This window comes from Janthinobacterium sp. GW822-FHT07H11 (assembly GCF_058798615.1).
The window spans coordinates 6,054,377-6,066,876 of the sequence record NZ_CM179507.1; the positions used below are offsets into that span (position 1 = coordinate 6,054,377).

The 12,500-nt window shown below is 66.2% G+C and carries 10 protein-coding genes; 3 read left to right on the top strand and 7 right to left on the bottom strand.

The window, feature by feature from the left end; all coding sequences use genetic code 11:
- Positions 1-75: 75 nt before the first annotated feature.
- The 3 genes from AC3RCJ_RS26760 to AC3RCJ_RS26770 all read right to left on the bottom strand — a co-directional run bounded on the left by AC3RCJ_RS26760 (position 76) and on the right by AC3RCJ_RS26770 (position 4,184).
- A complete protein-coding gene (locus AC3RCJ_RS26760; RefSeq protein ID WP_492964028.1) occupies positions 76-2,394 on the bottom strand; it encodes an NADP-dependent malic enzyme in 2,319 nt (772 codons plus the stop codon).
- A gap of 199 nt (positions 2,395-2,593) precedes the next feature.
- Positions 2,594-2,950, bottom strand: coding sequence for a hypothetical protein (locus tag AC3RCJ_RS26765; RefSeq protein ID WP_492964029.1), 357 nt, complete (start codon positions 2,948-2,950; stop codon positions 2,594-2,596).
- A 34-nt stretch (positions 2,951-2,984) separates the two neighbouring features.
- Entirely contained in the window at positions 2,985-4,184 is a 1,200-nt protein-coding gene (locus AC3RCJ_RS26770) for an MFS transporter (protein ID WP_492964030.1), read from the bottom strand.
- Between the two features lie 122 nt (positions 4,185-4,306).
- On the opposite strand from AC3RCJ_RS26770, the gene AC3RCJ_RS26775 reads away from it, so the two are divergent.
- On the top strand, positions 4,307-4,828 hold the full coding sequence (locus AC3RCJ_RS26775; RefSeq protein ID WP_492964031.1) for a MarR family winged helix-turn-helix transcriptional regulator: 522 nt from the start codon (positions 4,307-4,309) through the stop codon (positions 4,826-4,828).
- Here AC3RCJ_RS26775 and AC3RCJ_RS26780 read toward each other — a convergent pair.
- A complete protein-coding gene (locus AC3RCJ_RS26780) occupies positions 4,825-5,430 on the bottom strand; it encodes a hypothetical protein (RefSeq protein WP_492964032.1) in 606 nt (201 codons plus the stop codon). The two genes, AC3RCJ_RS26775 and AC3RCJ_RS26780, sit on opposite strands and share 4 nt — an antisense overlap.
- A gap of 89 nt (positions 5,431-5,519) precedes the next feature.
- Here AC3RCJ_RS26780 and thiL point away from each other — a divergent pair, with 89 nt between their 5' ends.
- Entirely contained in the window at positions 5,520-6,500 is a 981-nt protein-coding gene (thiL, locus tag AC3RCJ_RS26785) for a thiamine-phosphate kinase (RefSeq protein WP_492964033.1), read from the top strand.
- Between the two features lie 5 nt (positions 6,501-6,505).
- Here thiL and AC3RCJ_RS26790 read toward each other — a convergent pair whose 3' ends face one another.
- Genes AC3RCJ_RS26790 through AC3RCJ_RS26800 form a run of 3 tightly spaced genes read right to left on the bottom strand, consistent with a single transcriptional unit; the run spans position 6,506 to position 11,714 of the window.
- Positions 6,506-9,094, bottom strand: coding sequence for an EAL domain-containing protein (locus tag AC3RCJ_RS26790; RefSeq protein WP_492964034.1), 2,589 nt, complete (start codon positions 9,092-9,094; stop codon positions 6,506-6,508).
- Positions 9,091-11,121 carry a sensor histidine kinase, YfiR-like protein-associated gene (locus tag AC3RCJ_RS26795; RefSeq protein WP_492964035.1) on the bottom strand — a complete coding sequence of 677 codons (2,031 nt, stop codon included), beginning with the start codon at positions 11,119-11,121 and terminating at the stop codon, positions 9,091-9,093. The genes AC3RCJ_RS26790 and AC3RCJ_RS26795 overlap by 4 nt, the downstream gene beginning before the upstream one ends.
- On the bottom strand, positions 11,121-11,714 hold the full coding sequence (locus tag AC3RCJ_RS26800) for a TOL_0243 family YfiR-like periplasmic protein (protein ID WP_492964036.1): 594 nt from the start codon (positions 11,712-11,714) through the stop codon (positions 11,121-11,123). Before AC3RCJ_RS26800 ends, AC3RCJ_RS26795 begins: the two co-directional genes overlap by 1 nt.
- Before the next feature lie 295 nt (positions 11,715-12,009).
- On the opposite strand from AC3RCJ_RS26800, the gene AC3RCJ_RS26805 reads away from it, so the two are divergent.
- Positions 12,010-12,492: a CinA family protein gene (locus AC3RCJ_RS26805; protein WP_492964037.1), complete on the top strand. Its 483-nt coding sequence runs from the start codon at positions 12,010-12,012 to the stop codon at positions 12,490-12,492.
- Positions 12,493-12,500 lie beyond the last annotated feature (8 nt).

Below are 12,500 nucleotides of genomic sequence, written 5' to 3' on the forward strand. Positions count from 1 at the left end.
ACCCCGAAAGTTGGTGTCCAACTTTCGGGGTTCAGTTCATGCAGACGGGGCGGCTTTCAGGCGGCAGCTAAAAGCTTAGGCTTTGCGCTGCGCCACTGCGTCGACCACGCACAGTGCCGTCATGTTGACGATGCGGCGCACGGTGGCCGATGGCGTCAGGATGTGCACGGGCTTGGCGCAACCGAGCAGGATAGGCCCCACGGCGATGCCGTTGCCGGCCGCCGTCTTCACCAGGTTGTAGGCGATGTTGGCCGATTCGATGTTCGGCATGACGAGCAGGTTGGCGTCGTTCTTCAGTGCCGAATGGGGCATGATTTTCTGGCGCAGCTTGCTGTCGAGGGCCGTATCGCCGTGCATTTCGCCGTCGATTTCCAGGTCCGGCGCGCATTCCTTGATGATGGCCAGCGCGGCGCGCATCTTTTGCGCCGAGGCGCTGTCGCTGGAACCGAAGTTCGAGTGCGACAGCAGGGCCGCGCGCGGCGACAGGCCGAAACGTGTCATTTCTTCGGCGGCCATGATGGTGATCTCGGCCAATTGGTCGGCGTCCGGGTTTTCATTGACGTGCGTGTCGACCATCACCAATTGACGTTCCGGCATGATCAAGACGTTCATGGCGGCATACACATTGCTGCCGGCGCGCTTGCCCAGCACCTGGTCGATGTATTTCAGGTGCAGCTGGGTGGTGCCGAAGGTGCCGCAGATCATGCCGTCGGCGTCGCCCTTGTGGATCATCATCGAACCGATCAGGGTGTGGCGGCGGCGCATTTCCAGTTTCGCGTATTCCTCGGTGACGCCCTTGCGGCTGGTCATGTCGTAATACGTATTCCAGTAATCGCGATAACGCTCGTCGAAGTCCGGGTTGATGACGTCGAAATCGACGCCTTGCTTGAGGCGCAGGCCGAACTTCTGGATGCGCGCTTCGAGCACGGGCGGACGGCCCACCAGGATGGGGCGCGCCAGTTTTTCATCGACCACCACCTGCACGGCGCGCAGCACGCGCTCTTCTTCGCCTTCGGCGTAGACGATGCGCTTGAGTTCGGCCGGCGTGGATTTGGCCATCAGGAACAGCGGCTTCATGAAGGTGCCGCTGCGGTAGACGAATTGCTGCAGGCTGTCCGCGTACGCCTGCAAGTCCTTGATCGGACGCGTGGCGACGCCGGAATCCTCGGCCGCCTTGGCCACCGCTGGCGCGATCTTGATCAGCAAACGCGGGTCGAACGGCATCGGAATCAGGTATTCAGGACCGAACGACAGGTTGCTGATGCCGTAGGTGCTGGCGACGATGTCCGACTGCTCGGCATGCGCCAGGTCGGCGATCGCGTGCACGACGGCGATTTCCATCTCGCGCGTGATCGTCGTCGCGCCGCAATCGAGGGCGCCGCGGAAGATGTACGGGAAGCACAGCACGTTGTTGACCTGGTTCGGATAGTCCGAACGGCCCGTGGCGATGATGGCGTCGCTGCGCACGGCCTTGACTTCTTCCGGCAGGATTTCCGGATTCGGGTTGGCCAGCGCCAAGATCAGCGGGTTCGGCGCCATCTTGCGCACCATGTCCTGTTTCAGCACGCCGCCGGCGGAGACGCCGAGGAAGATGTCGGCGTCCGGGATGATCTCGGCCAGGGTGCGCAGCGGCGTGTCTTGCGCGAAGCGTTCCTTGTCCGGGTCCATCAATTCCGTGCGGCCCTTGTAGACCACGCCGGCCAGGTCCGTGACGTAGATGTTTTTCAGGGGGAAGCCCAGGTCGACGATCAGGTCCAGGCAGGCCAGCGCGGCCGCGCCCGCGCCCGACACGACCAGCTTGCAGTCCGCGATTTTCTTGCCGACGGCTTTCAGGCCGTTCAGGATGGCCGCGCCGACGATGATGGCGGTGCCGTGCTGGTCGTCATGGAAGACGGGGATCTTCATGCGGTCGCGCAGCTGGCGCTCGATGTAGAAGCACTCGGGCGCCTTGATGTCTTCCAGGTTCACGCCGCCGAAGGTCGGTTCCAGCGAAGCGATGATGTCGACCAGTTTATCGGGGTCCATCTCGTTGATCTCGATGTCGAAGACGTCGATGCCGGCGAATTTCTTGAACAGCACGCCCTTGCCTTCCATCACCGGCTTGGCGGCCAGCGGGCCGATATTGCCCAGTCCCAGCACGGCCGTGCCGTTGGTGATGACGGCCACCAGGTTGCCGCGCGCCGTGTATTTATAGGCGTTCGCCGGATCGATGACGATTTCTTCGCACGGTGCCGCCACGCCTGGCGAATAGGCCAGGGCCAGGTCGCGCTGGTTGGTCAGTTGTTTGGTGGGCGTCACGCTGATTTTGCCGGGGCGCGGGCACTCGTGGTACTCGAGTGCGGCCAAGCGCAATTGTTGACGCAATTCTTCTTTTTTATCAGATGACGAATCCATGCTGTGCTGCCTTCCTGTTTGGTCGATCGGGGTGCTTCCGATTTTATCAGACCAATTCTTTCAATTAGCTAGGTATTTTCCGCTAGCCACAGTCTGATATCACGAAAACGCATAACCTAGCATTGTAAGGCCGTGCGGCGGCACAAACGTCCTCAACAGGAAAAACTATCGAATTTTACATTTCAATTGGTTTTTGTGATCAGTCGCCGGGAGCGTGCCACAGCGGCAGCGCGGCGACGGCGCGCTCGAGATCGTCCATCCCGTCGTCGCCCAGGGCGGTGTCGAATGGGGCGGACAGGAGGCGGCGCATCAGCGCCAAACGGGTCGTCGCTTGCTCCTCGTCGATGAAGCGCGTCGTTTCGGCGCAATACTGCGCGCGGCGCTGGGCATCGGCGCCGTCATCGTCGCCGTCGGGATAATAATGGCGGCCGATGTGCTGCAGCGACTGCAGCAGGAATTCGATCTCGCGCAGGATGCGCAGCGCATCCTCGCCGGACAGCACGATGCGGCGGTTGGCGGGCAGCAGGGACGGCGGCGTGGGGGGATGGTCAGCCATGGCGGCATCTTTCTCTCAAGAGCAAACCGCCAGCCTACGCGATTTTCGCCGCAGGCGACGCCAGCCGCACCCCCGGCGCGAAGCGCACGGCGATCAGCAGCAACAGCACCACGCCAGCGGCCATCACCATCCACGCCTGGGCCAGGCTGGACGAATGCTGGCGGATCAGGCCGGCGATGAAGGGCATGCTGCTGGCGATGATGTAGCCGCCGCCCTGCACGAAACCGAGCAGCGCACCGGCGCCGGCCGGGTCACGCACATGGTCCATGCTGACGATCAGCGACAGGGGGAACAGGGAACCGATGCCGCAGCCCAGCAGGATCACGGCGGGAATGGCCATTTGCGCGGGCGCCACGATCAGGCAGGCCAGGCCGGCCAGCACGGCCAGCAGAACCGACAATAACAGGATGCGGCGGTCGGGAAAGCGGTGGATGATGCTGGAAATCACCAGTCCCGCCAGCACTTCCACCAGGGTCAGGGCACCGAGCAGCAAGCCGCTGCTGGCCGCGCTCCAGCCCAGTTCCGTATAAAACGGCGGCAGCCAGGCCAGCACCAGCGTGTAGGCGCCCGTGCCGATGCCAAAGAACACCATCAGCAGCCAGGCGCGTGGGCTGCCCACGGGCAGGCTGGCGCCCGCGCCGCTGGCCACGTCCACGCGCGAAGCCGAGGCGCGGCGCCACAGCAGCGCGGCGGCCACGGCGGGCAGCGCCCACAGGGCCAGCAGCGCCTGCCAGCCCAGCGACTGCGCCAAGGGCGAGGCGGACGCGGCCGCAATGGCCGCGCCGCCCATGATGCCCGTCGTATACAAGCCCATCAACTGGCCCGCCCGCTCGGGGAAATGGCGCTTGATAAAAGCCGGCAACAACGCCTGCACCAGCGCGATGCCCAGGCCGCCCAGGGCCGCCGTGGCGATCAGGCCGCCGCTGCCATGCAGCGGCCAGCGCAGGGCGCAGGCGACGGCGATGATGGCGATGCCGAGCGAGATGCCGCGCACCACGCCCAGGCGGCGCTGCAACTGTGCACCCGCCAGCGCGCACAGGCCCATGGCGAACACGGGCACGGTGGTCAGCAAGCCCGCGTCGGCATTGCTGATGCCCGTGCTGGCCTGGATGCTGTCGAGCAAGGGGCCGATGGCCGCCAGGATGGGGCGCAAATTCAGGCCCAGCAGGATGATGGCCGCCAGCAGCAGGGCGGAAGATGATGAAGAAGAGGCAACAGGGCGTTCGGAAGGCATGGCAGAGTAGTCCTTGCCTCGCAGGGAGGCACATGGTTTAATGCGTTACATAATAACTTGATGAAAAGTATCTTAACATAAAGATAGAAATCTATCTTGATGTCGAGATAAATACCTAGGCCATGACGGATACCCCGCAAGAACATACGCGCGCGCAATTTGCGGCAGCGCAATGGCAGCGCGAGCTGCCGCAAATGGATACCGCCGCCATGCAGCTGGTGGGCCAGCTGGGCACGGTGGCGCAGCTGATGGCGCGCGACTGGCTCAATCCCCTGTTCGCCGAACACGGCTTGCAGCCGGGCGAATTCGACGTGCTGGCGACCTTGCGCCGCTCGGGCGCGCCGTATGCGCTGACGCCGACGGCCCTGTACGAGGCGGCCATGCTGTCCTCGGGCGGCATGACCAACCGCATCGACCGGCTGGAAGCGGCCGGCCTGATTGAACGCCAGAAGCACCCGACGGACCGGCGCGGCGTGCTGGTGGCCCTGACACACAGGGGCCTGGAATTGATCGAGAAACTGGTGCTGCTGCACCTGGAGAACGAGCGCGCCATGCTGTCGGCGCTCGACGCGGACGAGCAGCGCCAGCTCGACCGCTTGCTGGCCAAGCTGCTGCACGGCATGGCGCAGGCGAAGAAGGCTTAGGAAAGCAGCAGCGCCAGCTCGCGCAGCGCCGCATTGCCGCGCCGGGCCAGGCGCTGCAGGTCGGCAAGGTCACGGCTGTCGTACAGGGCCTGGACATGGCCCACGCTGGCGGCGCGCAAGTCGATATCGCTGTCGCGGTCGGGCAGCTGGGCATCGGCCACGTGACCCTCGACCAGGGTCAGGTAGTAATGGCGGGGCTTGCCGCGCAAATTGGCGGCAAACTGCAGCACCAGGCCGCTGTCGAACAGCAGGGCGCCGCTGCGTCCGCCCTGTTCCAGCAGCACGCGCAACGCCGGCAACGGTTGCCGCGCCGCGCGCAGGAAACCGGCCAGGCGCACCTGGTAACCGAGCTCCAGGCCATTCGCCCCCAGCTGGCCGCGCTGCAGATACGCCTTGAACGAGGCCTGCACGGGCCGCTTGCCCCTGCGGAACAGGCGCTCGTCCTCGTACAGGCACAGCTGGCCGCCGTCGCTGATGGCGTCGAAGCCGCGCGCCGCCAGTTCCTGCGCCTCGAAGGTGGCCAGGCCGACGGCTTGCGGGTCGCGCAGCCAGCCGTGGTCGAGCCAGGATTGCAGCAGGTCGTGAATATCGGAGATGGGCATGGCAAGTTGCTCGGCAGTGGGGAAGACCCGTATTGTAGGCCAGCCTATAATAGCCGGGCCACACCCTCATTCAACGACCAGACTACGCCATGGCCCCACACGACGCGCTTTCCGAATTCGACCTGATCAAACACTATTTCGTGCGCCAGCGCCCCGGCCGCGCCACCCTGGGCATCGGCGACGATTGCGCCCTGCTCACGCCCGGCGCGGGCAGGCAGATCGCCATCTCCTCGGACATGCTGGTCGAGGACCGGCACTTCTTTGCCGGCGCCGACGCCCGCAAGCTCGGGCATAAAAGCCTGGCCGTGAACCTGTCCGATCTGGCCGCCATGGGCGCGCGTCCCGTGGCGTTCACCCTGGCGCTGGCCCTGCCCCGCGCCGACCGCGCCTGGCTGGCCGGCTTTGCCGAAGGCCTGTTTGCGCTGGCCGACGCGTTTGATTGCGAACTGATCGGCGGCGACACCACCAGGGGACCGCTGAATATCTGCATTACCGTGTTCGGCGAACTGGCGCCGGGCCAGGCCCTGCGCCGCAGCGCGGCCGTGGCGGGCGACGATATCTGGGTCAGCGGGACTGTCGGCGACGCGCGCCTGGCGCTGGCCGGCTACCGCATGGAGCAGGAACTGGCACCCGATGACCTGGCAACGGCCGCCGCGCGCATGCACACGCCCACGCCGCGCGTGGCGCTCGGCTGCGCGCTGGCCGAAGCGGGCCTGGCGCATGCGGCCATCGACATCTCGGACGGCCTGGCGGGAGACCTGGGCCATATATTGAAAGCCTCGCGCGTGGGCGCCACCCTGGACGTCGACGCCCTGCCGGCCGGCCCCGTGCTGGCGCGGCAAGCCACGGCCCTGCGCCGCCGCTACGCGGCCGCCGGCGGCGACGACTATGAACTGTGCTTCACGGCGCCGGCGGCGTCGCGCGCGGCCATCGCCGCGCTGGCGCTCAGTTGCGGCACGCCCGCCACCAGGGTCGGACGCATCGAGGCGGCAAGCGGCTTGCGCCTGGTCGATGCGCAGGGACAGCCGCTGGATTTGCAGCTCAGCTCCTTCGACCACTTCAGCGAGTAAATCAGCTAGCGCCCCGCCACGCGCCCCAATCCCGGCTGGTTCACCATCCAGTAATGCTGGAAGGCCAGGCGGATGTTGTCGCGCAGCTGGGTGTCGTCCCACGGCTTCGTATAGAAACGATAGATGGCGCCGCGGTTGATCGAGTCGAGCACGGCTTCGAGGCCCGTGTAGCCGGACAGGATGATGCGGATGGTTTCCGGGTACAGCTCCTTGACCTTGCTCAAGAACTCGGTGCCGCTCATGCTGGGCATGCGCTGGTCGCAGACGATGACGTGGACCCTGTGCAGGGCCAGCATCTCGAAGCCTTCGGCCGGCGTGCTGGCCGTGAGGATCTGGTAGCCCTCGGGGCGGAACAGCCGGTGCAGCGAGGACAGCACGTTGACGTCGTCGTCGACGATGAGCAGGGTCTGGGCCGGCTGGGCGGCCGGATCGTGGCCGGGCGGCAGGCCGGCGCCGGCGGCGATCATCTGGCCCAGCTCCAGCGCCGGCAGGGCGCGGCTGAAATAAAAGCCCTGGATTTCGTCGCAGCGGTTGCGCCGCAGGTATTCGAGCTGCGGGCGCGATTCCACGCCCTCGGCCACCACGCTCAGTTTCAGGCTGTGCGCCATGCTGATGATGGCCAGCGCGATGGCCGCGTCGTTCGGGTTGCTGGTGATGTTGCGCACGAAGGCGATGTCGATCTTGAGTTTGTCGATGGGGAAGCGCTGCAGGTAGGCGAGGCTGGAATAGCCGGTGCCGAAATCGTCGATGGCCACCTTCACGCCGATTTTCTTCAGCTTGCCCAGCACCACGATGGTGCGCTCGGCATTCGACATCAGCGCCGTTTCCGTCAGTTCCAGTTCCAGCCATTGCGCCGCCAGCTGGTGCCGCGCCAGCGCGCGCGTCACCTCGCCTTCCAGGTCGCCTTCGGCGAACTGGCGGCTCGACACGTTCACCGCCACGTGCACGGGTCCCACTTCGCTGTCGCGCCACTCGGCGATCTGGCGGCAGGCGGCCTGGATCACCCAGGCGCCCACGCGCACGATCAGGCCCGTGTCTTCCAGCACGGGCACGAATTCGGCCGGCGTCAACAGGCCGTAGCCGGGCCGGCGCCAGCGCAGCAGCGCCTCGACGCCGCTGATGCGGCCCGTGCGCAAATCCACCTTCGGCTGGTAATACAGGATGAACTGCTCGTGTTCGAGCGCATGGCGCAGCGCCAGTTCCAGGTCCAGCCGCGCCAGCACCTGCACGTTCATGCCGGCCGTGAAGAAGCGGTAGCCGTCGCGGCCCGCCTGCTTGGCGCCGCCCATGGCCGTATTCGCATACTTGATCAGCGTTTCCGGATCGGTGGCGTCATCGGGATACATGGCGATGCCGATGCTGGCCGTCAGGGTAGCCGCATGCCCCTGCAGGTCGAACGGCGCGCGCAGGGCTTCGCGCACCTGGTTGGCCACCATCACCGCTTCCTGCTGGTTGCGGCTCATGGTGAGTATCAGCGCGAATTCGTCATTGCCCAGGCGCCCCACCGTGTCGCGCAGGCGCACGCATTCGACCAGCCGGTTGCTGAACTGGCGCAGCAGCTCGTCGCCCAGCGCCGCGCCCAGGGTGTCGTTGATGCTCTTGAAGCGGTCCAGCGCGATGAACAGCACCACGATGCGCCAGGCTTTTTCCTGCGCCAGCTCGACGGCCTGGGCCAGCGTCTGGTAGAACAGGCTGCGGTTCGGCAGTCCCGTCAGGCCGTCGTAATGGGCCAGGTGCTTCAGGCGTTCCTGCGCCTGGCGGCGCTCGCTGATGTCGCGCGCCACGGCGATCAGCAGCAGGCCGCCCGCGCCGGGGCCGCCGGGGTAGCCGCCCGCCACGGGCGACTGCGCATACCAGTGCCAGCCCAGTTCCACGGGCACCAGGCTCAGGTCGCGCCGCACCAGTTCGCACTCGGTCACCTCGGTGGCCAGGTGGGACGACCCGCCCTGCAGCGCGCCCGGTGGCGCCGGCGGCGGCGAAGGCAGCAGCGCGCCCGGCGACAGCGACAGCAGCTCGGCGCGCGCATAGCCGAGCAGGCGGCAGGCGCCGTCGTTCGCGTCGACTAGGGTCATGCCCAGCACGTCGACGAGGAAGATGGCATCGCTGGTGGCATCCATGGCGCCGCGGAAACGCTGCAATTCCGCCGTGCGCTGGCCCACCGTGCGCTCGAGCAGCGCATTGTAGTGGCGCGCGGCGCGGTGCAGCAGGCGCACTTCGAGCATGTTGCGGATGCGCGTGAGCACTTCGAGCGCGTCGAAGGGCTTGCTGATGAAGTCGCGCGCGCCCGCTTCCAGCGCCGCCAGCTTGGCGTCCGGGTCGGCGGCGATCACCAGCACCGGCAAATAGCCTTCCAGCTCCAGCGGGCGCAGCGCATCCATCACCGCATAGCCGCTCATGCCGGGCATCACCAGGTCGAGGATGATCAGGTCGAACTGGTGGCGCTGGTGCAGGCCGGCCACGGCGCGCGCGTCGAGGGTGCTGGTGATGGCCGTGTAGCCGCCGCTTTCCAGCAAATGCTCGAGCAGGCGCAAATTGACCTCCTGGTCGTCGACGATGAGGATCTTCGCCCCATAGATGTCGGCCTGGCCGATCATGGCGCGCCCGTCCCTTTCTGCCGCCGCTGCTGCGCCACGTAGGCCAGGGTGCTGTTGATCGCCTCGGTGAATTCCTCGAGGTTGATCGGCTTGGTCAGATAGCGGTAGAAGCCCAGCGCCATGCTGCGCTCCACGTCGCCCGGCATGGCATTGGCCGTCAGCGCGATGACGGGAATGTGCGCCGTGCGCGGATCGCCGCGCAGCAGCTTCAGGGCTTCGACGCCATTCACGTTGGGCAGGTTGATATCCATCAAGATCAGCTGCGGCAGGCGGCTGCGCGCCATCTCCACGCCCAGGCGGCCGTCCTGCGCCGTCAGCAGCTGCAGCTGCGGGCAGTAGCGGACGATTTCCTCGACCAGCTGCAGGTTGGCCGGATTGTCTTCCACGTACAGCAGGGTGACGGGGGCGCTGTTGTCGAGCAGCGCGCCGGCCAGGTCCGGGCGCGGCAGGCCGGACGGCAGCGGCACGGGCAAGGCATCGACGGCGCGCAGTTCGATCCAGAAGGTGCTGCCTTCGCCGGCCGTGCTGACCACGCCGATGCTGCCATCCATCAGCTCCACCAGGCGCTTGGTGACCACCAGCCCGATGCCGCTGCCCTCTTCCGTGCCGCCTTCCTGGCCCAGGCGGTTGAACGGCTGGAACAGCAGCGCCAGTTGTTCGGCGTCGAGGCCGGCGCCCGTGTCGCGCACGCTGATGCGTATCTGGCCGCCCGGCTGCGGCGCGCAGTCGATGGCCACCCGGCCCTGTTCGCGGTTGTACTTGAGCGCATTCGACAGCAGGTTCAGCAAAATCTGTTTCAGGCGCGTGCGGTCGGCCAGCACATTCAGCGCGCCATCGTCGGGAAAGTCCATGCCGATGCCGCGCTGGCTGGCCAGCGGCGCGATCATGTCGCGGCATTCCTGCAGGATGGCATGCAGCGCCACCGGTTCCAGCGACAGGCTGACGGTGCCCGATTCGACCTTGGCCAGGTCGAGGATTTCATTGATCAATGTCAGCAGGTGGCGGCCCGACTTGAGGATATGGCCGGCGAATTCCTTCTTTTGCGCCAGGGTCGACGGCAGGCGGTCGGAACTGAGGATTTGCGCGAAGCCCAGGATGGCGTTGAGCGGCGTGCGCAATTCATGGCTCATCGACGATAAAAACGCCGACTTCGCATAATTGGCGCTGCGCGCCTCTTCCATCGCCATGGCCAGTTCGCCGTTCGTCATTTCCAGCTGCACCGTGCGTTCGTGCACGCGCACTTCCAGTTCCTGGTTCAGGCGCATGACTTCCTGCTGCGCCTGGGCACGCTGCTCGCCCTCGCGCGCCAGCTCGCTGTTGGAGCTTTCCAGCGCATGCGTGCGGTGCTCGATCTCGGCCAGCATCTTGTTGAAGGAATCGACCAGTTGCGCCACCTCGTCCGCACTGAGCTTGCGCGCGCGGCGCGAATAGTCGCCCGTCTCGATCACTTCGCGCGCCACGTCGGCGATGTCGAGGATGGGCTGGGTGATCACGTAGTCGAGGCGCCGCAGCAGCAGCAAGGCCACCAGCAGCGCCAGCACCGTCACGCCCAGCGCGATGGCCAGGTAGTCGGCCGTGCGGCCGGCCAGTTCATAGTCGGCGCGCAGGTAGACGGTGCCCAGCAGCTCGCCATTGTCGACGATGGGCTTGAACAGTTCGATCGCATTGGCGCCGATGGTTTCCCCTTCGCTGCCGACCCGCGCCGGCAGCGCCTCCGTGCGCTGGCTGGACTGGTAGCTGGCGAACAGGCTGCCATCGGCCTTGTACAGGGCGCCGGCCGTCACGCGCGGGCGGATGCGCAGCAGGTTCAGGTTTTCCAGTGCCAGGCGCTCGTCGTCGAAGGCCAGCGCGGCCGAACTCATGTGCCCCAGCAGCTCGGCCTGGGTACTGATGTCGGCCACCAGGTTGCGGTGATAGGCGCGCAAGTCGTACGCGACGATGGTGCCCAGCGAAATGACGAGCGCCACCAGGGTGGTCAGCAAGACCACCGACATCAGTTTATGGCGTATCGAGCGCAGTCGTATCATCAGGCGCCCCCCGTCTGCACGCGGTAGGCGGCCAGCAGCATGCGCGCGCTGATGCGGATATGCGCCTGCGCCACGGGCTTCAGGGCCACGTCGAAGCGCACCTTGTCGTCGGCCATCACAAAGTTGATCATGCTGCCCATGGCATAGACCTCATCCGAATCGGAGACCGTCAGCAGCGCCAGGCTGCGGCTGGCCGCCAGCATCTCCTGCAGCACCGGCTTGTCCAGCACGCCCAGGTACAGCACGTGCAGGCCGGCCAGCGGCTCGCCGCGACGCACTTTTTTCACCTGCACGGCGCGCCCGTTGATGCTATGCCCCGCCACGCTCTGCTCCAGTTGCTCGGCCAGCGCATCGGCGCCGGCCACGCCGATCACCAGCGGCGCATCGGGCCGCGCGAAGCTGCCGTCCGGCCACTCGACAAAACCGGCGAACTTGTACAGGTAGGCCGCCTTGACCTGGCGTTCGAGCAAACCAGGCACCTGTGCCTGCACGCCCGCGCAGAGCAGTGTCAGCAACAATAACAGCCAGCCCCAGCGCATGGGGCCGCGCATGGGGCCGATAAGCTGCCGCCAGGTCCAGTTCAGAAGTGCCATGACCACCGAGTAAAGATAATGCGTTTCGAAGGCGCGGGGTCATCCCGCGTCCGTATGGGGCGATGCGAATCAATTGTGACGGCACGGCAGGCTGCGTATCTTATATTAGTAGCAAATGTATAAAAGAGTGTACGCATTTTCGCTGTCACCGGGGAAACTTTCTTCTGCAGGGTGACGGCCCTGCCGGCAGGCCCCGCCGGCGCCGGCAGCAGTCATGATACAGTCATGGCGCAGTGGCCGCAGGCCTATCGTGCGGCCACCACGGCCTCCGCCTCCACCCACGCAGGAATTTCACATGAGCAACGATCTCCTTACTTTGTCCACCCAGGTGGGCCTGGCACTGCAGGCCAAAAAACTGCTGCTGGCCACGGCCGAATCGTGCACCGGCGGCGGCGTGGCGCAAGCCGTCACCGATGTCGGCGGCTCGAGCGCCTGGTTCGACCGCGGCTTCGTCACGTATTCGAATGCCGCCAAGACGGCCATGCTGGCGGTGCCGGCCGAGCTGATCGTCCGGCTTGGCGCCGTCAGCGAAGAAGTGGCCGCCGCCATGGCGCAGGGCGCGCTGGCGCACAGCGACGCCCAGGTGGCCGTCTCGACCACGGGAATCGCCGGCCCCACGGGCGGCGTGCCGGGCAAGCCCGTCGGCACGGTCTGCTTTGGCTGGGCCATGGCCGGCAAGGTGCATACGCAATGCCTGGTATTGGCTGGCGACCGCCAGGCCGTGCGCGTACAGGCGGTGGAACACGCCCTGCAGGGGCTGCTGCGCTTGCTGGCGTAGGACCGGCC